The organism is Rhizobium herbae (assembly GCF_019511375.1).
GTDB classification, from domain to species: domain Bacteria; phylum Pseudomonadota; class Alphaproteobacteria; order Rhizobiales; family Rhizobiaceae; genus Pararhizobium; species Pararhizobium herbae_A.
In genome coordinates, this window is record NZ_JAEUAO010000001.1 from 651,816 (window position 1) to 675,459 (window position 23,644).

Below are 23,644 nucleotides of genomic sequence, written 5' to 3' on the forward strand. Positions count from 1 at the left end.
TTGAATACTGGAAGCGGACTTTAGGGCTTGGCCCCGCCGGAGTAGAGCCTGTCTACGACATAATCATCATGCTGCACGACCAGCGCCGGGCGGTCCACAGATGCGAACGATCAACGATAAGCCGGATAGCGCCTCGTCGTTGTTGATCCCCGCACCGTCAATCCTTGTCGCCCACCGCTTCGACGCTGACCCTGCGGGGCCGCCGCTGGGTGCCGCTGCGCCTGACCGGCTCGTCCACAACCGGCTGTTCGACGGCTTCGTCAGGCGTTTTCCTGGCTGCCACGATCTCCGGTTCGGGCTGAGGGAGCGACACTTCGGGTTCCAGGGTCTCCTTTGGAAACGGCGCGCCAAGCCCTTCTTCCCGGAAACGCTCGTAGATCGCCAGCCTGAGATCGTTGCGCACGCCGTTGCCGTTGACGATGTCGGCAAGATAGATCCGCAATTCGAACGTCATCGTCGCTTCGCCGAAGGCGCTGAAAACGGCCTGCGGCTCGGGGTTCTTCAACACCAGCGGGTGAGCATTAGCAATCTGCAGCAGCGTATCCATGACCTGCCGCGGCGCCGCATCATAGCCGACCGTCACCGGAATATCCGATCGGCCGAGCTTGTTGCGATGCGTCCAGTTGCCGACGGAGGCGTTGATGAACAGCGAATTCGGCACCATGATCGTCTGGCGCTGGAACGTCTCGATTTCCGTCGCACGAACCGAGATGCGCCGGACGAAGCCCTCCGTCGTGCCCGTCACCACCCAGTCGCCGACCTTGAACGGCCGCTCGACGAGCAGAATGAGCCCGGAGACGAAATTCGAGACGATGTTCTGCAGGCCGAAGCCGACGCCGAGCGAAAGGGCACCGGCAACCAGCGCCAGGTTCGAAAGATCGAGCCCCGCCGCCGAGATGCCGATCAGGCCTGCCAGCGCCAGGCCGAGGTAACCGACCCCGGTCTTCACCGAGTTGCGGACGCCGGGATCGATGCGGCTGCGGGCCATGACATTGCTGTCGAGCCAGCGCTGGAACCAGCGGGTGACCACAAAACCGGCAGCAAACAGCAAGATCCCTGCGAGGATGCCGGTAATGGAAATGGTGATGCTGCCGATCCTGATCTCGGTAAAGAGGCGATAAGCCCAGGCCTGGATATCGGCAATCTGGAAGCCCCATTGCAGAAGGATCAGCGGAATGAACAGCAGGACGACCAGCGCGTAGATGCCAAGCCCGGCAACGAGACCCGCCTGATCGAGGCCGATCTGCTCCATCCCGAAACGCCTTTCGAGATAGCGACCGACGACGGTGTCGGCGAGCGCATTCTGTTTGGCGACGGCCTTGCCGGTCAGGATGCCGAGATACATCGTCACCAGGATTGCACCGGTCATGACGATCTGGGTGGCGACGAACCGGGCAAGGCCGACGTAGCCCGACAGCGCGGCCATGATCAGCGCGGCGCCCGTCAAGACAAACAACAGCCAGACGGGACGCGGCCAGGGCTTGCCCTGACTATCCAGCGTTTGGCCGGCCGCAACGAGAGGCTTGATCAACGACATCGCCATCAGGATCAGGCCGATGATGATCGAGGCGATCAGGCTTTTGACGACGGTGAGGACGATCGGCGACCCCATCACTTCGCTGATGGTGCTGGCCAGATAATCCAGCCCATTGACCACCGTCATGGCAAAGATCGACCATGCCAGCAGGCGCGCTCCGCGATCGGAAACGCGCACAAGGCGCCAAGCGCTCTGGCCGGGCGCAAGAACGGCGTTCGCCAAGGTCGAGACGAACAGCACGGCCACGCAAACGGCCAAGGTGACCGAAACGATCGGTGCAATGTCAGGCCGCAAGACATTGAAGACCTGCAGGAAAAAGTAGCTGGTCGTGGCAAAAGCTGCCGCCGCCATGGTCGGTATCATCGTCGACCAGAACGCCACTGACAGGCGGGTGATGTAACCCGGTTCCTCGTTCAGGACGCCGCGGTGGATGAACGGAGAAAACAGCCGGCGCGTGCCGGCGAGCAGGACGAGCGCGGCGCAAAGCGACAGGAACAGCGCCGACAGCAATTGCAAACGCTTGAAGTTCCAGGCGAAGGTCAACCAACTGCCAACGGTGCGCATGAATGTCTGGCGTTCAAGGCTGATGGCGGCGATCGCGTCCATCACCATTGTCCGGTTGATATCGGTATGCTTCAGCAGCGTATTGCTGAACAGGACACGCCGTGTCGCGGTGATGCCGTTTGACAGCTTGGTCGCCTGGACCGACAGATCCTCGGCAGTTCCCGTCAGCGCGTTGATCGCTCCCCGTTCGGCAAGAAGGCGTTTGCGCTCCTGCGCCACGACATCGGCCTCGGGTGGTGCCCCCTCTGCCGGCGGGTCGCCGAGTTCTGCCAACCGCGCTTTGATTTCATCGAGCCGCGGCCGGATAGCAACCGAGGTCGCGATAATCTGCTTGGCGGCAGCATCGATCTCGACCTTGAGTTCGGCGAGACGGTTGTCGTCATCCTTTGCCTTCGTGATGACCTCGGCAAGCCGCTCAAGGTTCTTGCGCGCCGTCTCGAGTTGCGCGGCCGCCTGAGCCTGCGGGGTTGCCGCAGCCTCCTGCTGCTGCAACTGCTGCTGCGGATTGGCATTTGCGGCCGGCTGCTGTGCCATCACCGGCACAGGGGCTGCAACCATCCACAAAGACAAGAAAACGGCAAAGAGTTTCGACGTCATCGGCAATCACATAATCCCTTTCCGGCGGCACCGCTGCAAAACAGAATCGAAGCGCGGCTTAGACGGTTCGGCGCCCTGCATAGGCCGCCGCGGCACCAGATGCAAAATCCGATTTCTCCATCGCAGCGGCCATATCCTGTGCCGGCATCAGAATTTGGAATCCGGTTGAGACAGGAAGTCGATCTCCGCTGCCGTGGAAACGCGGCCCAAAATCGCATTGCGATGCGGAAATCGACCAAATTTCCGGATGATCTCGCAGTGTCGAATGGCAAAATTGAGGTAGTCGGCATCGCCAAGCTCAGTGAACAGCTTCACGGAACGCGCCTGATCGACGAGGTTTTCCGAATGTTCGAAGGGCAGATACAGGAAGGAGCGCTGATCGACCGACATCTCGCGATCGGCGCCGGCATCGATGGCAAGGCTTGCTTCCCTCAGTGCCAGACCGTCTGTCGCAAACGCCAGCGGCGAGCCCCGGTACATGTTGCGTGGAAGCTGGTCGAGAACGATCACGGCAGCAAGCCGGTTCATCGGCGTCTCCCGCCATTCGGCGTCCACGCCCCGCGAAAGCGCCAGATGGGTCGTGCGAAACCGCCGATCGCATTGCTGGTCCAGCCCCGGAGGGGGATCAAACCAATGTTCCGGGCGCAACTCGTCGAACCAGAATGACAGGACCTCATCTGGTGTGCATATGCCGGTGGCTGCCGCCATCTCCTTCTCCTATTCCACGTTCTCTATGCTCAAAACCGCACAGCACCATTCCTGGCCGTCAAACCGACGATCAAGCTAAGGCGAGACATAGGAACGCGTCTGCGTGTTTCCATAGCATCGAAATCCCGATCGACCCGCCTTGCAATGCATCTTGCCTCAAGAAAATCCTGGGTCGCGCCATACCTCGCCGAGGGTCTGGAAAAAATCGGCATATACACTATTTTCGCGAAAAGGCGGGGATCATTCGCCTGGGGAGTTCAGCAATGAAAAAGATGATTGCTGCGGCTGTTGCCGCACTGCTTGTGACGTCCTGTGCCGAAACGCAATCCAGCGAACTCGAACCGATACGAGGCAGCATCACCTATGGCGGGCAGCCCCGGACCAAGCTGACCAAGTCGCCGATCGGCAGTACGTTCAATCACTCGTTCCTCGATCAATACGGCAATCGCTGGATCGAGACCTATCGTATCCAACCCGATCGTTCGCTCGCACTCATTGCGCGGCGCAGAACCACCGATTTCACGCTGGATGCCGGCGGCCGAGTGTAAGGCCGTCCGGCCACACGGACACGGGTCGCGGCAGAATGGACGTTCCGTGCGGCACTGCTGCGTGGTAAAGTCCATTAGCAATGGATCAGGAGCCCGGTGCGACCCTGAGGCAAATGATTTCGGCATTGGCCCATGCGAAGGCAGGACTTTCTCCCGGTGATCCGGGAAAGGAAAAGTTCTGCGTTATAATATCCCACCTAATGAATAGAGTATGCCTGCTAACACGGAGGTAGACATGCGAGCGAAACAACTCACGAAATTTTTCACAATGGCGCTTCTCGCCAGCAGCATTCAGATCGGAGGATTGGGTTTCGCATTTGCCGATACGACGCTTCTCAATGTCTCCTACGACCCGACGCGCGAACTCTACAAGGATTTCAACGCAGCCTTCGCTGAAAAGTGGAAAGCGGACACGGGCGAGACGGTGACGATCCAGGCGTCACACGGCGGCTCCGGCAAACAGGCACGTGCCGTCATCGATGGGCTGGAAGCGGACGTGGTGACATTGGCGCTCGAGGCCGACATCGACGCAATTGCCAAGGGAACCGGGAAGATTCCGGCGGACTGGAAGACGAAACTCGAGAACAACAGTTCTCCTTATACCTCGACCATCGTGTTCCTGGTGCGCAAGGGCAATCCGAAGGGCATCAAGGACTGGGGCGACCTGGTGAAGGACGATGTCCAGGTGATCACGCCGAACCCGAAGACCTCGGGTGGCGCACGCTGGAACTTCCTTGCGGCCTGGGCATGGGCACGCGCCGCCAATGGCGGCGATGACGCCAAGGCGCAGGAATACGTAACCCAGCTCTTCAAGCACGTGCCAGTGCTCGACACCGGCGCGCGCGGCGCGACGACCACCTTCGTGCAACGTGGCCTCGGCGACGTTCTGCTCGCCTGGGAAAACGAAGCGTACCTCTCGCTCGAGGAACTCGGCCCGGACAATTTCGACATCGTCACGCCGTCCATCTCGATCAAGGCTGAGCCGCCGGTCGCGCTGGTAGACGGCAATGTCGATGCCAAGGGGACCCGCAAGGTGGCGGAAGCCTATCTGCAGTATCTCTATTCGGATGTCGGCCAGAAGCTTGTCGCAAAACACTACTATCGTCCCTTCAAACCGGAGGCCGCTGACCCCGAGGACATCAAACGTTTTGCGGATGTGAAGCTCGTCACTATTGACGAATTCGGCGGATGGAAGGAAGCTCAGCCAAAATATTTTGGGGACGGTGGGCTCTTTGACCAGATTTACAAGCCAGGACAATAAGACTGTATGACCGCACGCACAGCTTCGCTGTGGCAAATCAGGCAGCCGAGCGTCATTCCGGGATTCGGATTGGCGCTCGGCGTTACTTTGTCATGGCTCACTCTCATCATTCTCATTCCTCTTTCCGGCCTGGTGTGGCGCTCCAGCGCCTTGGGCTGGGCAACCTTCTGGGAACTGGCCACCGACCAACGCACTGTCAACGCCCTTCGCATCAGCTTCGGCACGGCCTTTCTAGCCGCGCTGATCAATGTGTTCTTCGGCGTCGTCCTCGCCTGGGTCCTGGTGCGCTACCGCTTTCCGGGTAAACGCGTGATCGACGCCATGGTCGACCTGCCGTTTGCTCTGCCGACCGCCGTTGCCGGCATTGCTCTGACGACGCTTTACGCGCCGAACGGCTGGATCGGCAGTCTTTTGACGCCACTCGGGATCAAGATCGCCTTCACGCCGCTCGGCATCGTTTTCGCGCTCGTCTTCGTCGGCCTGCCCTTCGTCGTCAGGACCGTGCAGCCGATCATGGAAGAAATAGACAAGGAAGTGGAGGAAGCCGCAGCGACGCTCGGTGCAAACCGGCTCCAGACGATCAGGCGCGTCCTGCTGCCGGGACTCGCCCCTGCGGTCCTTACCGGTTTTGCGCTGGCCTTCGCCCGCGGCGTCGGGGAATACGGCTCGGTCATCTTCATTGCCGGCAATCTTCCCTACGTTTCCGAAATTGCCCCGTTGCTGATCGTGATTCGCCTGGAGGAATTCGCCTATCCGGCCGCAACCGCAATTGCCGCCGTCATGCTTGTCATTTCCTTCGCAATGCTGTTGATCATCAACATGATTCAGGCCTGGAGCAGACGGAGGTACGGCTATGGCGCATGATGGCACAGCTTCACCGACCGGCACCACCAACACCGAACTCGTCCGCATCGCCACATCCGAGCATCGGCTGGCACGCTACGGGCTGATCGCTACGGCGCTCACCTTCGTCGGGCTCTTCCTCGTTCTGCCACTGGCGGCGGTATTCACCGAAGCCTTGCGCAACGGTCCCGGCGAGTTCCTGACCGTTCTGTCGGATCCCGAGACCTTTGCTGCGATCAAGCTGACACTGCTTGTCGCCGGCATCGCCGTGCCGCTCAATCTGGTTTTCGGCATCGCCGCCGCATGGGCGATCGCAAAGTTCGAGTTCAAGGGCAAGGCGTTTCTAACCACGCTGATCGACCTGCCCTTCTCGGTCTCCCCCGTTATTTCGGGTCTCGTGTTCGTTCTTTTGTTCGGCTCGCACAGCCTGCTCGGTCCCTGGCTGCAAAGCCATGGCATCCAGATCCTGTTTGCCGTGCCGGGCATCGTGCTTGCGACGGTCTTCGTCACCTTCCCCTTCGTCGCCCGCGAGCTGATCCCGCTGATGCAGGAACAGGGGACGAGCGATGAGGAAGCGGCATTGTCCCTGGGGGCAAGTGGCTGGCAGACCTTCTGGCATGTCACGCTGCCCAACATCAAATGGGGCCTGCTTTACGGTGTGCTGCTGTGCAACGCCCGCGCTATGGGCGAGTTCGGCGCAGTTTCCGTCGTTTCCGGCCACATCCGTGGCCTGACGAACACCATGCCGCTTCAGGTGGAAATCCTCTACAATGAGTATAATTTCGTTGCCGCCTTTGCGGTCGCAACGCTCCTCGCCCTGCTAGCCCTCGTCACCCTCGTTCTGAAGTCGCTGCTCGAAATGAAATACAGTGCCCAGATCGCTGCCAGCCGCCGGCACTGAAAGGTCAAGTCTACATGGAAGTTCGCGTTCAAAACATACGCAAGGAATTCAGCCGCTTTCCTGCACTCAACGACGTGTCGCTCGATATCCGCTCGGGCGAACTGATCGCGTTGCTCGGCCCCTCCGGCTCCGGCAAGACGACGTTGTTGCGACTGATCGCAGGCCTTGAGAGCCCAACCGAGGGGACCGTCTATTTCGGCAACGAGGACGCTTCGCGCAAGACCGTGCAGGAGCGCAATATCGGCTTCGTGTTCCAGCATTATGCGCTGTTCCGACACATGACGGTGCTCGACAATGTTTCTTTCGGCCTGACGATCCGGCCGGCAAACCGCCGTCCTTCCAAGGCCGATATCCGCAAGCGGGCTCTGGAACTGCTCGATCTCGTGCAACTGAGCGGCCTGGAAAAGCGCTACCCGGCGCAGCTTTCCGGCGGTCAGCGCCAGCGCGTGGCGCTTGCCCGTGCCATGGCGGTGGAGCCGAATGTCCTGCTTCTCGACGAACCCTTCGGCGCGCTCGACGCGCAGGTGCGCAAGGAACTGCGCCGCTGGCTACGCGAAATCCATGATCGCACCGGCCACACCACGGTCTTCGTGACGCACGACCAGGACGAGGCGCTGGAACTCGCCGACCGCGTCGTCGTCATGAGCAAGGGCAAGATCGAGCAGATCGGAACGCCTGACGAAATCTACGACACGCCGAACTCACCCTTCGTCTTCGGCTTCATCGGCCAGTCGAACATTCTTCCGGTTCGTGTCGAAAACGGCCAGCTCTGGCTCGAAGACCGCTCGATCGGCGTCAGCGCACCTGGAGAAGCGGACGGCCCCGCGCAACTCTATTTCCGCCCGCACGACGTTGAACTGCTCGACGGCGGCGGCTGCATCGCCGGCATCGTCGTTCAGACCCGGCGCGTTGCCGGAACGCGCCACGTCGAGCTCGACGTTGGCGGCGCCAATACAACGGTCGAAATCGAACTGCCTCCGGAAAAGGCAACTTCCGACCGGTCCCGCCTCGCCTTCAGGCCGACCCGGTGGAAGCTGTTTCGCGACTGACGAAAGTGTAAGCCGTGACACACCGGGGAAAGCCCCGGTGACCGTGACGTTTGCCGCAGCCGCAGATCACCGCATTTCCTCGCCCACGACAAATAGCTGTTACTTTGACGCGTGCCCTCACAAGAATAGCTTGATCCGTGGGGCCGAGCCGTCGCATCCTCTCGGCTATCATGTTGATCTCTGTGGGGCGCGGGATGAACTATAGACGCGAAATCGACGGGCTGAGATCGATTGCGGTCATTCCGGTGGTGTTGTTCCACGCCGGCTTCCAGCAGTTCAGCGGCGGCTTTGTCGGTGTCGATATCTTCTTTGTCATCAGCGGCTATCTGATAACCTCCATTATCATCGCGGAACGAGAAAGAGACAGTTTCTCGCTGCTGAAATTCTACGAGCGTCGGGCGCGCCGCATCCTTCCCGTGCTCTTCTTCGTCCTGTCGTGCTGCCTGCCGTTTGCCTGGGCCTGGATGCTGCCTGACCAGATGACGAGCTTCGCCACAAGCATCATCTCCGTTTGCCTGTTCGCTTCGAATTTCTTTTTCTGGGGCGAGAGCGGCGGCTATTTCGCCGCGGCTTCGGAAGAGCAGCCGCTGCTGCACACCTGGAGCCTGGCGGTGGAAGAGCAGTACTACATGCTGTTCCCATTGTTGGTGATACTGATCTGGCGGTTCGGCCGCCGGGCGCTGATCGGTGCCATTTCCGTGATCGCCGTCGCCAGCCTGCTGCTTGCCCAATACGGTTCGCAGAATTTTGCGACCGCGAATTTCTACCTGCCGCACACGCGCGCCTGGGAACTGCTGGCGGGATCGCTCTGCGCGTTCGCGCTGAGTGGCGGTCGGCAATACAAAAGCAACATTCTCGCCGTGACGGGACTGGCGATCATCCTCTTCTCGGTCTTCGCCTACGATCAGACGACCCCCTTTCCGTCCCTTTATGCGCTCGTCCCCGTTCTTGGCGCCGCCCTGGTCATCCTGTTCGGGTCGGAGGAGACGATAGCGGCGCGCCTGCTCTCGATGCGCCCCATGGTCGGCATCGGCCTGATCAGCTACAGCCTCTACCTCTGGCATCAGCCGGTGTTCGCCTTCGCGCGCATCCGCAGCCTGACCGAGCCTTCGGCGCTGATGATGGGCCTGCTTGCACTTGGCTGCTTTCCCCTCGCCTATCTTTCCTGGCGTTTCGTCGAGACGCCGTTCCGCAAGGGCGCCAAGACAGTTCTCTTGCCGAAACCGGTCCATATTCTGGCCGCCGCCGCCGTCACGGCCTGCCTGTTCATCGGACTGGGCTTTTACGGCCTTTCCAATGGCGGCCTGCAGTTCCGCTTGCCCCGTGAGGCACAGATCGCCCTTGCCCAGGAACGCCATGACCCTATCATGGACACATGCCTGTTCGACAAGGGCGAGGCGTCCCTGCCCCACCCGGTTCGAGACTGCCTGACCAAGAATTCGGCCGCCAGCAAGACAATCCTGATCGGCGATTCTCATGCTGCCGCGCTCGCCGGAGAAGCGCTCCGCGCCTTCGAAGCCAAGAACCTCGACCTCTATGTGATGACCCATTCGGCGTGCGTCGGGTTTTCCGGATTCTACGTTTCCAGTCCAAAATACCGGTTGCGCTGCAATTCCTTTTTCACCGGCATAGAGGACTATATTCGAAAGAGCGATACGACGACGATTGTCATGGCGAGCCGCTGGAGCCTTTATGTCGACGGGACGCCATTCGACAATGGCGAGGGCGGCGTCGAGCTACTGAAACCGACCTATGTCGACCTCTTCGACCGGTTGGGCGAGCAGACGAGCCAGGACGATCCGTCGCGCAAGGCCCGGGTATTGAAACAATACGTGGAGGATATCCGGAGCCATCTCGATGGCGGCCACAATGTGGTGCTCGTCTATCCGATACCCGAGGCCGGCTGGAACGTGCCGGAACTCGTGGCGAAAAGCGCGATGACCGGCCGCACGGACCTGCAACTCAGCACCAGCTTTGAACGCTATCTGCAGCGAAACCACGCGGTCATCGCCGCCTTCGACGGCATTTCCCATCCCAATCTCTTTCGCGTGAAACCGGCCGATTTCCTTTGCGGCACATTCGTTGAGGAACGCTGCATCAACAGCGTCGACGCCGACAAGGTTTTCTACTTCGATGATGATCACCTGTCGGATGCCGGCGCCGCACTGGTCGTTCCGGCTCTGTTGGAAGCTGTGCAAAAGATCGGGGAGCGAGAGGTGGGGCCGACGCTCGTCAAGCAGTAGACCGCGATACCTGCCTGTGCGTGCGCACTAGGCGGCGGGAAAACTTCGCCGCGTTCACCGAACATGTCTTAGTGAATGGCGACGTCTTGAAAAGGCGCTAAACTGCAGCCGACCGTCACGCAATCGGGGCATGCACCCCCACCCTCAGGAGGAAGCGCCATGACGAACACCAGCGCGCATATGAACGTTCTCTGTGCCAAGGATATCGACACGCTGCGGCTCGTTTTCGACCGGTTTTGTGAGACCCATCAGAGAGCACGCTCGGACACTGAGATGGAGATTTGCGCCAATATCCTGGTCCGGCTCTACCAGAGCGGCGAACGGGACCTTGCGGCTTTGACGACCGCCTGCGAAAACGCCCTGCGTCGCGACATTGCCATAAGGGCTTGAATGAATGGGAGTTCCGCTACCGGGTCTGCTCGGCGGCATCTTCCGGCGCGACGACAAGAGGATCCGGGGGCGTCGTCTTTTTGGTGATTTCGTCCGGCGCATAATGTCGCACGACCAGCACACTGAGAATCGAGCCGACGATAAAGCCGATCACGGCGATCATGAGTGCGCGAGAGGACATGTCCGTTCCTCCAGACGAACCCTCGACGACCGGGCTTTGATGCCCTGCCGGACCGCGTTTCCCGGGCGCGGGCCGGACTTTTCTAGAACCGGCGCCTATTCATAGATATAGACGATCCGGCGGCTCTGCGGATCGACCAGTATCGGCCGGTCATTGATCCGGACATAGCTGTACCGGTAGTTCGGAACCGCGGAGATCACCACGTCACTCGGCAAGGTGGCGCCGACTACGATGTCTCCGTCATAGGCAGCCGGATCCACCGGCGTGCGCTCGATATAGGTAATCACTTCCGGCGGCGGCACGATGGTGCCAACCCTGCCGATCATTTCATCGCCCGGCGCAGGATCGGCAGGTCCGGCAATGCTGCCCGTCTGCTCGTAGGTGACGACCGGCACACCCAGATCAACGCGGTGTTCCCGAACGACGACCGGCGCACCATTGTAGTCCACAGTCAGTTCCTGGGCGAAAACCCAGCCACGCATGCCGTTGACATCGATGCGGCACCAATTCTCGCCGTCGAGGCAGCCGTCAAGCACTGCCGAGCTGCCGCGCGTCGCGATCCCAACGGACGGATATTCCGTACCGGGGCCGGAATAGACCGTAAGGTCGGTTGCCGTCGTCGCCAGCATGGCAGCTTTCGCGAGCCCTGCGCCTGCGAGCAGCAAGGCACCGGCAAGCAAGGAGTTTGAAATCCACCGCATTGTTCTTGATCCTAAATTGAACGGTGAGTCCCAAACGCCTGACCAGCCCGCAAGGTTCCCTAAAGCGGTTCATTCGGAGCCTGGCTGGCCGCCTTTTTTCGAACCCCGCCGCAGCGTCGAGATTCTTCGGTTCGACAGGTGCTCGCCTACTGTTCCTCGAACTTGACCATCGTCCCACCGCCGCCTGATCGGTGGGAAAAACCTCAATCCGCGAACGTCGACGAACACCGGCAGCTCTATGGCGTGCGCGATGATTGAAGCGATGTTTGCCGGCTGTATGGGACGGCAGCCGTCGTAGAACTCCCGGGCTTGATTGCCAGCCATGGCGGTTGGGTAAAGGTCTGTCTGCACCCGCCCGGGCAGGTCAGATGCATCGGCGCCTTGAGATTGACAGCGTACTGCGGGCGCATCGAAAATTTCTGGCGATGGGACGGGTAACGCTCACTCGCGCATAAACGTCTGCATTTCCTCCTGTGTGACCTTGGCGTTCTTGTCGGCATCCACCCTGTCGAAGATTCGCTTATGAATGGTGGACACTTCCTCGAACGAGAGAGCCCCGTCCCCATCGGCATCCGCGATTGCGAACATGATCTTCATCATGTGCCCGCGCATCGCGCGCATGGGCATTCCGCCCATCATACCGGGATGCATCATGTTGCGGCCCATCATGCCGAACTGACCAGACTGTGTTCCCTGGTCCTGTCCCGCGTCACCGCTGGCATCAGGCGTTTGCGTAGCCTGGCCGGAGTTTGCCTCAGGATGATGTGGATCTGCGTCGTCTGTCTGCGCACCGACAACGGATGTCGAACCGATGGCAATCAGCGCGAACACGATAACTCCGCGCGTCAACTTGGCCGATGTCATTTCGTTCTCCTTCTCAAGGTGATTGTCTACGTCATCGATGGTCCTGGCTTTGGCTCGGTCGTGTTCTCCTCCGCTGCCACTTGCTTCAATGATACGCTAGCTGCGAAACTGCGCATTGCGCCAGATCAAGCGATCCACGGCATCGCCCCGCGAGGCATCTGGCAAACGGCACGACGCTCCTTCCCGACAGCCTAGTGTGACATGAGAATGGGCATTGAGAGATCTGTCAGGAATGAACGCGTGACGCCGCCGAGAATGAATTCACGCAGCCTTGAGTGCCCAAAGGCACCGGCCACCAACAAGTCGGCATGTTTTTCCGTTGCGACCGATTGAATGGCGGCAGCGGCACTGTCGCCATTTACGTGGAGGGTGATGACTTCGACCCTCAGACCGCTCTTGCTGAGCGTTTCTGCCAAACGGTCGCGGATGTCTTCGTCGATCAATTTGTCGTCCGTGACGGACACGAGTACGACGCTTGAACACTTTTCCAGGAAATATCGCGCCCCGGTCACTGCTCTTGCAGCCGTCGCGCTGCCATCCCACGCGATCGCGATTGTCTCGATACGTCCAGGGCAGCTTGCGGCGGGGAAGATGACCGCCGGGCGACCACCGTCGAAAAGAACGCTCTCAATCAACGACCTGGCTGTCGGAACCAATTCCAGTATCGAAAAATCATACGCCCGTGACAATTGGGCGACCCGTTCGCCGACCAGGGGTTGCTTTGCCTCAAATGGCGCCACTGTCACGTCCTGCTGAGCAGTGTTCGCTAGCGTTCGGAGCTTTTCCGTCAAAGCCTTAGCGCGTCGGCGGCTAAGTTGGTCTGCATCATGGACCATTTTCTCAACATCAACAATTGTGGGAAACGGGTGGGATATCCTGGGTATTCTCACCTGCAGGACACTGGCACTCAGCGTGGCCCCCTGGTGGCGCGACAATTCAAGTGCGTTTTCAATGATCCAGTCGGAGCAGGTATCCGGATAGGTGATCAGCGGCAGATGAAATTGCGCTTTCATGAACCCGTCCTCCCAAACCGAGCGCATCGAAGATGCACTTTATTGAAGAATAATTCACGCGAAGCCTTCCGTCATTGATGCCGGTCAAGTGAAGCGACGCAGATGCTGGTCGGTCTCGATGTTGACGAGAGGGTCGGCGCGCAGCCGTACGCCGGCGAGGTGGAACGGATCAAGCGCCGTCCACCTGCCCCCCTCTGTCGTCATGCCGATGATCCGGTTTGCGCCCCACTGCGGCGCCAGCGCCATTTATCGATTTCCATCACGACCAGCACCGACGAAGCGACCAGAGGCAACGCTACCCATTCCCGGGGCGATATCGGCGCCAGTTGCAAGGTATCTCGCAGCCAGGGAATATACATGGCAGAAATATGCAGCGCCTGCGCCGCTGCAACGCTCACGACCAAAAATGGATTGGCAAAGACACCGAGCGCAAAGACGGACCTGCGCTCCGAGCGACTGTTGAAGGTCTGGAAATTTTCAAACAGAACCAGAAGCAGAAGCAGCATATTGCGCGCCTGCGCCTCGCTGTAACCCTGCTGTAGCAACCAGTAGAATGTTGCGAAACCGCCAAATCCCATCACGAGCGCGGATTGCCAGATGCGCTGGATCATCAGTCGGTCGAAGATCGGCTCGCTTGGCCGACGCGGCGGACGGGAAAGCTCGTCGCCCTCGGCTCTTTCACCGGCCAACGCCACATCCTGGATGCCGTTGGTCACGAGGTTGAGCCAGAGCAGTTGCACAGGCAGCAAAGGCATAGGCAGGCCGAGCGGGATCGCGAGCAGAAACAGCACCACCTCGGCAGCACCGGTCGACATCAGCATGAAAATCACCTTGCGGATATTGGCGTAGGCTACCCGCCCTTCGCGAACGCCGCTGACGATCGATGCGAAATTGTCGTCGGTGATAACGATGTCGGCGCTCTCCTTGGCGACCTCGGTGCCCCTGCGTCCCATCGCTACCCCGACATGAGCCTGCCTCAGGGCCGGCGCGTCGTTGACGCCGTCACCGGTGACGGCGACAAAGTGCCCATTGCGCGCCAACGACAGCACGATCGACAGTTTTTGGGCCGGCGATACGCGTGCATAGATCCTCGCGCGCCGCGTGAGTTCATCAAGGATCTCCGAGCCGCTCTCTTCGGCGTTTCGGACGTCCGCGCCGGCCACCACCTGATCCGGACCGAAGACCAATCCTGCCTGTGAGGCAATCGCGGCCGCGGTGCGGGGATCGTCGCCCGTCACCATCGCAACCTCTATTCCGGCGGCATGGCAGTCCCTCATGGCTTCAGGCACTTCCGGCCGCAGCGGATCCTGCATGCCGACCAAACCGAGGAACACCAGATCGACAAGGTGATGATGACCGTAGCCTTCGTCGATTTCGTCTTCGATCTCACCCTCTGCGAAGGCGAGGACGCGTAGGCCCCGCGCGGCCATCTCCTCCTTCTGCCGGATCAGGATTGCGCGGTCGACTGGCACGGCGCGACCGCCAATATCCATACGATCGGCCATGCCGATCAGTGTCTCGGCTGCCCCTTTGACGAAGATTCGGACGCTCTTTCCCCGACGATGAAAGGACGCTGCGTATTTTAGATCCGGCTCATAGGGGATCCGAACAAGCAGGGGATAGTCTTCTTCAATCGCATGCTGCACGATCCCTGCCTTGCGCGCGGCGGCAAGCAGAGCGACATCGACGGTGTCACCAACGCCCTTCCAGCCGTCGCTTTCTTTCGTCAGCCTGCCTTCATTCGGCAGGGCCGCAGCCTTGAGGAGGGCAAGCGCCATATCACGCGCCTGATCGGGCGTTGTTCCCGAGCCATGAATGCGGCAGGCATCGAGATCCGCTCCCGCCTCGCATGACAGCTCCGTTCCGTCCGGCAGGAGAATATCCGTCACCGTCAACTCGTTGCGGGTCAGCGTGCCGGTCTTGTCGGTTGCGATCATGGTACACGACCCAAGCGATTCGACGGCCGGCATTTGCCGCACGATGACATTCGCTTTCGCCATGCGGCGCATGCTGATGGCCAGTGCCACGGAGATCGCAACGGGCAGGCCTTCCGGGATTGCGCTGACGGCCAAGCCGACCGACATCATGAACAGATCCTGCAAGGCCATCCCGCGTGCGAGCCCCACGATGATGAGCAGTGCCACGGCGAGCCCGACCATCCAGGCAATCATATGCGAGAATCTCTCGAGCCGGATCATCAGCGGCGGACGCGAGACGTCCGGCTTGTCGAGTGCGGCGGCGATTCTGCCGATCTGCGTCGCCGCGCCTGTCGCGATCACGACGCCTCTTCCCCGGCCGCGCGTGATGAGCGCGCCCGCAAAGGCGGCGCAGTCGCTTCCGTCCTCCAACTCCGGGCCGGCCGAAGCCTTCTTGCGGACCGGAGCGGACTCGCCGGTCAGCAGCGATTCGTCGCAAAGCAGATCGTTCACGGCGCTGAGGCTGATATCAGCAGGTACCCGCCCGCCCGCATCAAGAGAGACGACGTCACCCGGCACGAGCAGTTGCGCATCGATCTCCTGGGGCTGGCCGTCACGCATAACCGTCGCATGCGGCTGCTCAAGCTTCCGAAGGGCCGCGGCGGCTTGTCCGGCCGAATGCTCCTGGAAGCCACCGATAATCCCGTTGATCAGCAAGACGGCGCCAATGAAGAGAGCGTCCTTCACGTCACCCAGGGCCAGCGAAACAAGAGCCGCCGCAAGAAGGACATAGATCAGCGGGCTGCGAAACTGACGCAGAAATGTCGCCAGGAAAGAAGGAGATCGCGGTTCCGGCAGGACGTTCCGGCCAAATCGCGCCAGCCTCGCTTTTGCTTCTCGGCCGCTCAGCCCGCTGTCAATGGAAGCACCGGTCGGGGCGGCATTTTCAACAGTCGAAACGTCGGAATGCATTGTTGCTCCGTCCGATAAATGTCCCCCTTCGCGGCAGGCAAGGAAGAGAGTTCCCGGTCGAACTATATAGCCGGCGTGCGCGAGTATCCTTTGACGTGCGTCAATCGATTCGAACACGCCGAGAAAATGCCATCCGTGGTCTGCAATACGCCGCCGCGATCGCTGCCGAAGGGAAATTGGCGGTGTTTTGATCCCAATCAATGAACTTCAAAGCCGAAAGGGCTCTCATCGATGCTGCCGCGGGTGGTTCGGTGGGTCCGGCAAGGCTGTCGTCGCGAGGTGTTCGAGATCGATGGGCGCCGCTGCGAACCACCACGAAACACAAAGCCTGAAAAGGAGATCAATCATGAAGACGTCGCCCACGAAATTGCAAGTCAAGACCGAGGGCACGACACCGGTGGCGACCGGCCAATCCTGGAGCCTGTTGGATAACCTGCGCCAGGACATCGATCGCTTGTTCGATGACTTCCATCCCCTCTCGTGGCGCTCCCCCTTCAGTCGTGGACGCAGAGGCGGCGCGACCGCGGGCGACACCCGCTGGGAGATCGCTCCGGCTGTCGACGTGGTCGAACGAAACCAGGAATACGAGATTACCGCCGAACTGCCAGGAATGGATGAAAGCAATATCGAAGTCAGCGTCTCGAACGGCATGCTGACGCTCAAAGGCGAAAAGACGGAAGAGAAGGAAGAGAAGGAAAAGGACTACTACCTCTCCGAACGCAGCTACGGCTCGTTCCAGCGCAGCTTTCCCATCCCCGATGTAGTCGACGCCAACAAGATAGAGGCGTCCTTTGCGAAAGGGCTGCTTACAATCAAGCTGCCGAAATCAGCCGATGCCCAGAAGAAGGAAAAGAAAATCCCCGTCAAATCGGCCTGATTCCCGTTCTGACCATCAATTGGCGCGTCGGTGAAGAAACGGCGCGCCTGCCTCACGAACTGTTGAGAAGCGTTTGCCGCTGACCGACCAAGAACGGTAACATCTGCCAACCGGTCCTGAAAACTAGCGTTTGCGGAAGGCTCGACAGGTCACGAGAGGCACCGATGCAACTCCATTTCCGCCGTCACGCCCTCGTGCGCTGGCTATCAGATCATAGGCAACCGCTGTTGGTCGCGGTCGCGCTGATCGGGCTTGTTGGCGGATTCGCACTTCACGTCATGAACATGCCCTCGTCATCACGACTTCTTTGGGGATGCGCGACGGTTCCCATATTGGCCGCACTCCTTGTTACTGCCGGCAACTCCCTTTTTCGCGGCGACTTCGGCCTCGACCTGATTGCCGCTCTCTCCATGACCGTGGCCTTGGCGTTCGGGGAAACGCTGGCCGCAAACGTCGTTGCACTTATGTATGCCGGCGGACAGATGCTCGAAGCGTTCGCGTCCGGCCGTGCGGCGAAAGAAATGACGGCATTGCTCGGAAGGGTCCCGAAACGGGCGATCCGTTACAGCGGTGACCGGCTCGAGGAAGTGCCCATCTCCTCGCTCGTTCCTGGTGACCGACTTCTGGTTCGGCAGGGTGAGGTTATCCCTGTCGATGGTTCGATCGTATCGGGGTCCGCCCTCTTGGATCAGTCTGCCCTGACCGGTGAGTCCCTCCCCGTCGCGCGCGGGCCGCGGGATGAGGTCCTGAGCGGCAGTACCTCGCTCGGTCACGCCTTTGACATGCACGTCCTTCGTCCGGCAGCCGAGAGCACCTATGCAGGCATCGTGCGACTGGTGGAGGCCGCACAGAAAAGCAAAGCGCCCATGGCGCGCCTGGCCGATCGCTATGCCGTCGTGTTTCTTTTTGTGACGATCGGGTTGTCCGTTGCAGCATGGCTTCTGTCCGGCGAGCCTCGCCGCGCACTGGCGGTCCTTGTTGTCGCCACCCCCTGCCCCTTGATCCTGGCCGTACCGATTGCGCTCGTTTCCGGCCTCTCCCGCTCCGCGAAAATCGGGGTACTGATAAAGGGCGGTGATGTGCTTGAGACGCTCAGCCGCGTGCGTGTGGCTGTGTTCGACAAGACCGGCACCCTGACTTTCGGCGCAGCGGAAATCGTGGAAATCCATGCGGCTGCCTGGATCTCGAAGGTCGAGCTTCTTCGGCTCGCAGCGTCGCTGGACCAGGCTTCGAACCACGTGATGGCGGCAGCGCTCGTCGCCGCTGCCGCCAAGCGCGGACTGCCGCTCTCCTCGCCCGCCAATGTCCGAGAAGAAGCTGGGGCAGGGTTGGAGGGCCTCGTCGATGGAAGAAAGGTCGTCATTGGAGGAAGCGGTTATGTTGCCGCCAACAGCAGAAAAGGCGATCCGAGATCGTTCCGCTCGGATGGAAAGCCGGGCCAAATGGTCGTGGCGGTAGCAATTGATGGCATCGTTGCCGGCACAATCATCATGGCCGATCAAGTCAGAACGGACGCCTCCACTGCCGTGGCCCGCTTCCGGGAAGCAGGAATCACAAAAATCATTCTTGCCACGGGGGACCGTCTCGACGTCGCGTCTGTGATCAGCGACGGGCTGGAAATCGATCAGGTCCTCGCAGACCTTACGCCGGAGCAGAAAGTGGGGGCCGTTTTCGCCGCGCGTCGATCCGGTCCTGTGATGATGGTCGGTGATGGCGTGAATGACGCGCCAGCCCTGGCATCTGCGGATGTCGGCGTGGCGATGGGCGCGCGCGGCGCGGCGGCATCCTCGGAGGCCGCCGGTGTGGTCCTGCTCGTCGACAGGCTTACACCTCTCGCACAGGCGCTCGCGATTTCGCACCGGACGCTTGCAATCGCGCGGCAAAGTGTAATTGCCGGTCTCGGCCTGTCTTTAGCCGCAATGTCTCTGGCGGCTTTCGGCTATCTGCCGCCGGTCCAGGGTGCACTCCTGCAGGAGATCATCGACCTCGCCGTCATCCTCAATGCAATGCGGGCGCTGCGGTAAGTTGGCCGCGCCGTCGGTGTTCTGCTATTTTCAGGCGACCGATGCCGAAGGTCTTTGCGCCGGATCAAAATGAAGTGACGTTTTTGGTGTCACTATTGCCGTTGCGAAACCTGGTGCCGAAAAGGAGCCCAATGCCATGATGGTCAAGGAGATGACGCGCTCGGAGTGCATCGGCCTGATTTCCGCTAACCGCCTGGGACGGTTGGCCTGCTCCAAAGATGACCGGCCTTATATCATCCCGGTTTACTACGCCCTTGACGGCAATTGCCTTTACAGCTTTTCCATGCCGGGACAGAAAGTCGACTGGATGCGCGAAAATCCTCACGTCTGCGTCGAGGTCGACGAGTTCCAGGGTGGTTTCGGCTGGAGAAGCGTCGTCGTTTACGGGAAATATCAGGAATTTCCGGACACCGATCAATGGCATCACCAGCGGCTGCATGCCTGGTCAATTCTCGAACGGCATGTAGATTGGTGGGAACCAGGAGCATTGAAGCCGATGCCGCAACCGATGGCAAGCGCTTCGCCTCACCTGTTTTACGGGATTGATATCGTCGAGGTGACCGGAAGAATGGCGGTGAGCGGGGACAACTAGCCGCAGAGCGGGATGTCTTGCAGCCAATACAGACAAGGATGCCGACCCGGTCGCGCAACCGGATCGGCACGGGGCAGGACCGGATCAGTGGGTCATCAAGACGCAGACGCTCGGTTCCTCGATGATCGACTTCGTGACGCCGCCGAAGATGCGCTGCCTCAGGCGAGAATGACCATACCCCCCCATCACGATCAGATCGGCCGAAACATCAAGCGCATGCTGATTGAGGACTTCGTCAACGGGACGCCCGCCGCTCGGCAACCGGTCGACCGTGACCTCGATCCCATGCCGCGCAAGATAGGCGGCAACATCGGCGCCGGGTTCCTCTCCGTTTCTCGCGGACGCTGCCCGAGGGTCAACCATGGTCACATGAACCGAGTCAGCGTCCTTCATGACGTCGATTGCTTCGCGCGCTGCCCTGGCGGCTTCCAGACGGGAATCCCAGGCAAGTATGACTGTCCTTGGAGAAAGGGTTGGCTTGCCGCGCTTTGGAACGAGAAGAACGGGTCGCGCGGACTTGAAAAGGCAACCGTCTATGGCACGGGCCCGCAGTTCCGGGTCCAGTTTGAGGCCGGGTCCAAGGAGCGAGATGTCGGCATAGGAGGCACGCTCGCCGATTTCCTCGTCGGACCATGCCATCTCCGTGTACATCGTGTCGACATCGAACGAGATGCCGGTCTGGGCAAGCAATGCCTTGGCCTCTTCCGCCCGTTCGTCAAGTTTCGCAATTTCGCGGTTGCGCTCTTCGAGCCAGTCGATCGACACGGCGGCAGCATATTCGCCGATCGGCGGCGATGCCGACAAAGCGACAACCAAGGCGGAAAGATGCGCGCCGGCGGAAGCACATAGCTCGGCCGCTACGCGCAGATCACTGTCGGACTGATTGATCCCGGTCACGCTGAGAATGGTCTTGTAGCTCATTGAATGTTCCCTTCGAAGATCGTCGAACTGTGAACTCTGAGCTTAGACCTTCCCGCAGCGTCCACATTGATCTCCGTCAAGGATGGCCGCGCGTTTTGCCGTGACGAGCGCTTCGGATCCAGACTCGTCAGGAACGGATGGAGATCCCGCTTGCGGCGCTCGATGACTTCATAGAAACCGACAAAGACCTCGATTCGCAATATCAATCGAGGAGTTCGCGAAGCCGCGTTGCAAGCTCGCGTGCGGAATAGGGCTTCTTCAGCCAGCTCCCCCGTTCCGTGAGTTCCCTTCCGGCGATGCTCGGTTCGGCATAGCCCGAGGTGAAGAGCACCTTGATATCGGGTCTTAACGCACGCGCATGCTTGGCCAGCTCGTCACCGGTCATGCCACCGGGCATGACGATGTCGGTGAACAACAGCTCTATTTCGGGGTGAGCGGAAAGCATCTCCAGGGCGTCGCTTCCATTTGCGGCTTCCAGGATCGTGTAACCCGCATTGCTCAGCCGCATGATCGCCACCCGACGAACCCGCGCGTCATCTTCCACGACGAGAATTGTCTCACGCCCCTTTGGGATTTCGTGGTCGGCCGAAGATGCCGCTCCCTCGGCTATGGCGGCATTATCCCCTTCGACAAAGGCAGGAAGGAATAGACGAACGCTGGTACCCTGGCCGGGCTCACTGTAGAGTTGAACATGGCCTCCCGATTGTCTCACAAACCCGTAGACCATGCTCAGTCCAAGGCCGGTGCCAGAACCAACACTTTTGGTGGTGAAGAAGGGTTCAAAGGCGTGACGCCTCACTTCACTCGACATCCCGCAGCCCGTATCTGTCACCGAGATCAGAACGTAAGTTCCGGTCCTGACTTCGGGATACATTTGCGCGTAGTCGCGATCGAGAGATGTGCGCGATATCTCGACGGTCAGCCGACCTCCGCGCGACATCGCATCCCGTGCATTGAGCGCCAGATTGAGAAGCGCGTTTTGAAGCTGGGACGCATCTACCATTGCCTGACCCGGTGTCCCGTTTATGACGCTTCGCAACTCGATCGTCTCCCCCAGTGTCCGGCGCAGCAGCTCGGAGAAAGTGGAAACGTGCTGGGCCACGTCGACCGGTTTCGGATTGAGCGGCTGCCGCCTGCCGAAAGCCAAAAGCTGGCTCGTCAATTTGGCGCCGTCATCCGTCGCCGCCTGTGCCTCCCGCAGCAATCCCCGGAGTGTCTCGTCGTTGAGCAGCGGCTCCATCATTTCCAGATTGCCGCTGATGACGGTCAGGAGATTGTTGAAGTCGTGAGCGATACCGCCGGTTAGCTGTCCCACCGCCTCCATCTTCTGAGACTGCCTCAGTTCCTCTTCAACCCGCTGCCTACTCGTCAGGTCACGGATGAACCCGGTGAAGATGCGCTTTCCGTTAGCTGTCGCTTCACCAACCGAAAGCTCCATCGGAAAAGTCGTTCCGTCCTTGCGTATACCCGTAACGACACGGCCGTAGCCGATAATGCGTCGCTCGCCGGTGCGAATGTAGTGTGACAGGTAACCGTCATGGGCGTCCCGATCCGGTTGCGGCATCAGCATGCGAACGTTTTTTCCAACCACCTCGTTCGCGGTATAACCGAAGAGTCGCCCCGCCGCAGCGCTGAACGATCCTATCACCCCGGTGTCGTCGATGACGACCATGGCATCCGGCACAGTGTCGAGAATCGACCGCAAATGCGCTTCCCGTTCGGCGAGACCGGCTTGGCTTTGCTTCAGCTCGGAAATGTCGTTGTCGGTTTGAACGATCAATGGGACGGTTGCTTCCCTGCCCTGCGATTGAACCCATCGGCTGACAGTTGAAATGGCACGACCGTCCTTGTGGTGGTGGACCAGTTCGCCTTCCCAAGTCCCCCTCTCGGTGAGTTGCGCACGCACCTGTTCGATCGGTTCCGGAAACTCGGTAGCAAGCAGATGATGGACAATCTGGCCAATAGCCTCGGGGCGAGCAAACCCGTAGAGCCTCTCGCAGCCCCTGCTCCAGTAACGAATCCGGCCGTCAAAACTATGTATGATGATATTGGCGTCGTCGAGGAATCGGATGACGTCATCCAAACGCAATTCTGACGCGATTCCGCCGTCTGTCATGTCGTCCATGCGGTTTCCACCTCGGCCGGCCGTTAGCGAAGTTCAAGCAGCCCCTAGACAACGTTCTGTCGGGGCTGCGTAGGGATCAGCATAGCTCTCACCGGCAAGCGACGCGAGTGTCACTGGTTTCACGATAACGACGGAATGGCGGCCGGCGGCTACGATCACACCACGATTTGTAAGCTTTGTCATTGTCCGCGAAACCGTTTCAATCGTTAGTCCCAGATAGTCAGCGATATCGAGGCGGGTCATCGGCAGTTCCACGATCGGCATGGCTGGGCAGGTCTGCGTGACGCGGCGCGCCGTCGAGAGCAGAAAATTACAGACTCTCTCTTCAGCGTTCTTGCGCGACAAGAGCACCATCTGGTCCTGCGCCGCCGCCAGTTCATCGCTCAGGCGCGAAAATAGCTGCTCGCGAAGCTCCGGTTGACGCGATATTTCCTCCTGGAAGCGGTTGCGCCCGAAACGCCGCACCGTGACCTGCGTGACGGCCTCGGCGCTGTAGAGGTACCGGTCGCGAAGAGACGCGCCCAGCAGCTCGCCTGCATAGATGAATCCCGTAATCACCCGCCGGCCATCGTTTAACACCCTGACGATACGAAACACGCCGGCGACGACCTCAAAGACATTGGCGGCGGGGTCCCCCTCCCAGAACAATGTCGATCCAGCCTCGAAACGATCCATCGCCTGCTTGGAGAAAATATCGCGCAAACTCGGGGTCCCGGTATCAACGGCACGCAAAATTGCATTCGACATAACAGCATGCAAGGATTGTGGTCGCGCAAGCATCGTGCCCTCCTGTCCGATCGATGTGGTTCCGACAAGT

The 23,644-nt window shown here is 60.1% G+C and carries 20 protein-coding genes; 10 read left to right on the top strand and 10 right to left on the bottom strand.

What is annotated here, in order from left to right:
- Positions 1 to 157: 157 nt before the first annotated feature.
- Both JNB71_RS03150 and JNB71_RS03155 read right to left on the bottom strand, forming a co-directional pair.
- Positions 158 to 2,698 (bottom strand): mechanosensitive ion channel family protein, encoded by a 2,541-nt coding sequence (locus JNB71_RS03150; RefSeq protein ID WP_220370370.1) that lies wholly within the window; start codon positions 2,696 to 2,698, stop codon positions 158 to 160.
- 147 nt (positions 2,699 to 2,845) lie between these two features.
- Positions 2,846 to 3,406, bottom strand: coding sequence for a DUF924 family protein (locus JNB71_RS03155; RefSeq protein ID WP_220370371.1), 561 nt, complete (start codon positions 3,404 to 3,406; stop codon positions 2,846 to 2,848).
- Between the two features lie 263 nt (positions 3,407 to 3,669).
- On the opposite strand from JNB71_RS03155, the gene JNB71_RS03160 reads away from it, so the two are divergent.
- The 7 genes from JNB71_RS03160 to JNB71_RS03190 all read left to right on the top strand — a co-directional run bounded on the left by JNB71_RS03160 (position 3,670) and on the right by JNB71_RS03190 (position 10,641).
- Positions 3,670 to 3,954: a lipoprotein gene (locus tag JNB71_RS03160; protein ID WP_112858981.1), complete on the top strand. Its 285-nt coding sequence runs from the start codon at positions 3,670 to 3,672 to the stop codon at positions 3,952 to 3,954.
- Between the two features lie 235 nt (positions 3,955 to 4,189).
- Entirely contained in the window at positions 4,190 to 5,215 is a 1,026-nt protein-coding gene (locus tag JNB71_RS03165) for a sulfate ABC transporter substrate-binding protein (RefSeq protein ID WP_220370372.1), read from the top strand.
- Between the two features lie 6 nt (positions 5,216 to 5,221).
- Complete coding sequence (gene cysT / locus JNB71_RS03170; protein ID WP_220370373.1) at positions 5,222 to 6,079, top strand: sulfate ABC transporter permease subunit CysT; 858 nt, start codon at positions 5,222 to 5,224, stop codon at positions 6,077 to 6,079.
- Positions 6,069 to 6,959, top strand: coding sequence for a sulfate ABC transporter permease subunit CysW (gene cysW, locus JNB71_RS03175; RefSeq protein WP_220370374.1), 891 nt, complete (start codon positions 6,069 to 6,071; stop codon positions 6,957 to 6,959). The genes cysT and cysW overlap by 11 nt, the downstream gene beginning before the upstream one ends.
- 14 nt (positions 6,960 to 6,973) lie before the next feature.
- Positions 6,974 to 8,008, top strand: coding sequence for a sulfate/molybdate ABC transporter ATP-binding protein (locus tag JNB71_RS03180; protein WP_220370375.1), 1,035 nt, complete (start codon positions 6,974 to 6,976; stop codon positions 8,006 to 8,008).
- A 194-nt stretch (positions 8,009 to 8,202) separates the two neighbouring features.
- On the top strand, positions 8,203 to 10,251 hold the full coding sequence (locus JNB71_RS03185; protein ID WP_220370376.1) for an acyltransferase family protein: 2,049 nt from the start codon (positions 8,203 to 8,205) through the stop codon (positions 10,249 to 10,251).
- A gap of 159 nt (positions 10,252 to 10,410) precedes the next feature.
- Positions 10,411 to 10,641, top strand: coding sequence for a hypothetical protein (locus tag JNB71_RS03190; protein ID WP_220370377.1), 231 nt, complete (start codon positions 10,411 to 10,413; stop codon positions 10,639 to 10,641).
- Positions 10,642 to 10,657: 16 nt separating this feature from the next.
- Here JNB71_RS03190 and JNB71_RS03195 read toward each other — a convergent pair whose 3' ends face one another.
- The 5 genes from JNB71_RS03195 to JNB71_RS03215 all read right to left on the bottom strand — a co-directional run bounded on the left by JNB71_RS03195 (position 10,658) and on the right by JNB71_RS03215 (position 16,288).
- A complete protein-coding gene (locus JNB71_RS03195; protein ID WP_220370378.1) occupies positions 10,658 to 10,822 on the bottom strand; it encodes a hypothetical protein in 165 nt (54 codons plus the stop codon).
- 95 nt (positions 10,823 to 10,917) lie between these two features.
- On the bottom strand, positions 10,918 to 11,523 hold the full coding sequence (locus JNB71_RS03200; RefSeq protein ID WP_220370379.1) for a DUF1236 domain-containing protein: 606 nt from the start codon (positions 11,521 to 11,523) through the stop codon (positions 10,918 to 10,920).
- A gap of 441 nt (positions 11,524 to 11,964) precedes the next feature.
- Positions 11,965 to 12,387 carry an EF-hand domain-containing protein gene (locus tag JNB71_RS03205; protein ID WP_220370380.1) on the bottom strand — a complete coding sequence of 141 codons (423 nt, stop codon included), beginning with the start codon at positions 12,385 to 12,387 and terminating at the stop codon, positions 11,965 to 11,967.
- A 191-nt stretch (positions 12,388 to 12,578) separates the two neighbouring features.
- On the bottom strand, positions 12,579 to 13,400 hold the full coding sequence (locus tag JNB71_RS03210) for a universal stress protein (RefSeq protein WP_220370381.1): 822 nt from the start codon (positions 13,398 to 13,400) through the stop codon (positions 12,579 to 12,581).
- Positions 13,401 to 13,600: 200 nt separating this feature from the next.
- Positions 13,601 to 16,288, bottom strand: coding sequence for a cation-translocating P-type ATPase (locus JNB71_RS03215; protein WP_220370382.1), 2,688 nt, complete (start codon positions 16,286 to 16,288; stop codon positions 13,601 to 13,603).
- Positions 16,289 to 16,634: 346 nt separating this feature from the next.
- Between JNB71_RS03215 and JNB71_RS03220 the strand changes: the two genes are divergently transcribed.
- The 3 genes from JNB71_RS03220 (at position 16,635) to JNB71_RS03230 (ending at position 19,781) form a co-directional block, all read left to right on the top strand.
- Positions 16,635 to 17,165: an Hsp20/alpha crystallin family protein gene (locus tag JNB71_RS03220; RefSeq protein WP_220371132.1), complete on the top strand. Its 531-nt coding sequence runs from the start codon at positions 16,635 to 16,637 to the stop codon at positions 17,163 to 17,165.
- A gap of 278 nt (positions 17,166 to 17,443) precedes the next feature.
- Positions 17,444 to 19,189 carry a heavy metal translocating P-type ATPase gene (locus JNB71_RS03225; protein WP_223215779.1) on the top strand — a complete coding sequence of 582 codons (1,746 nt, stop codon included), beginning with the start codon at positions 17,444 to 17,446 and terminating at the stop codon, positions 19,187 to 19,189.
- 136 nt (positions 19,190 to 19,325) lie between these two features.
- Complete coding sequence (locus JNB71_RS03230; RefSeq protein WP_220370383.1) at positions 19,326 to 19,781, top strand: pyridoxamine 5'-phosphate oxidase family protein; 456 nt, start codon at positions 19,326 to 19,328, stop codon at positions 19,779 to 19,781.
- Positions 19,782 to 19,865: 84 nt separating this feature from the next.
- Here the strand turns inward: JNB71_RS03230 and JNB71_RS03235 are convergent, their stop codons facing one another.
- The 3 genes from JNB71_RS03235 to JNB71_RS03245 form a co-directional block, all read right to left on the bottom strand.
- The gene (locus JNB71_RS03235; protein WP_220370384.1) at positions 19,866 to 20,702 is read right to left on the bottom strand and encodes a universal stress protein; all 837 of its coding nucleotides are present in this window, start codon (positions 20,700 to 20,702) and stop codon (positions 19,866 to 19,868) included.
- Between the two features lie 202 nt (positions 20,703 to 20,904).
- Positions 20,905 to 22,827 carry a hybrid sensor histidine kinase/response regulator gene (locus tag JNB71_RS03240; RefSeq protein WP_220370385.1) on the bottom strand — a complete coding sequence of 641 codons (1,923 nt, stop codon included), beginning with the start codon at positions 22,825 to 22,827 and terminating at the stop codon, positions 20,905 to 20,907.
- Between the two features lie 33 nt (positions 22,828 to 22,860).
- The gene (locus JNB71_RS03245) at positions 22,861 to 23,607 is read right to left on the bottom strand and encodes a helix-turn-helix domain-containing protein (RefSeq protein WP_223215732.1); all 747 of its coding nucleotides are present in this window, start codon (positions 23,605 to 23,607) and stop codon (positions 22,861 to 22,863) included.
- Positions 23,608 to 23,644: the final 37 nt, after the last annotated feature.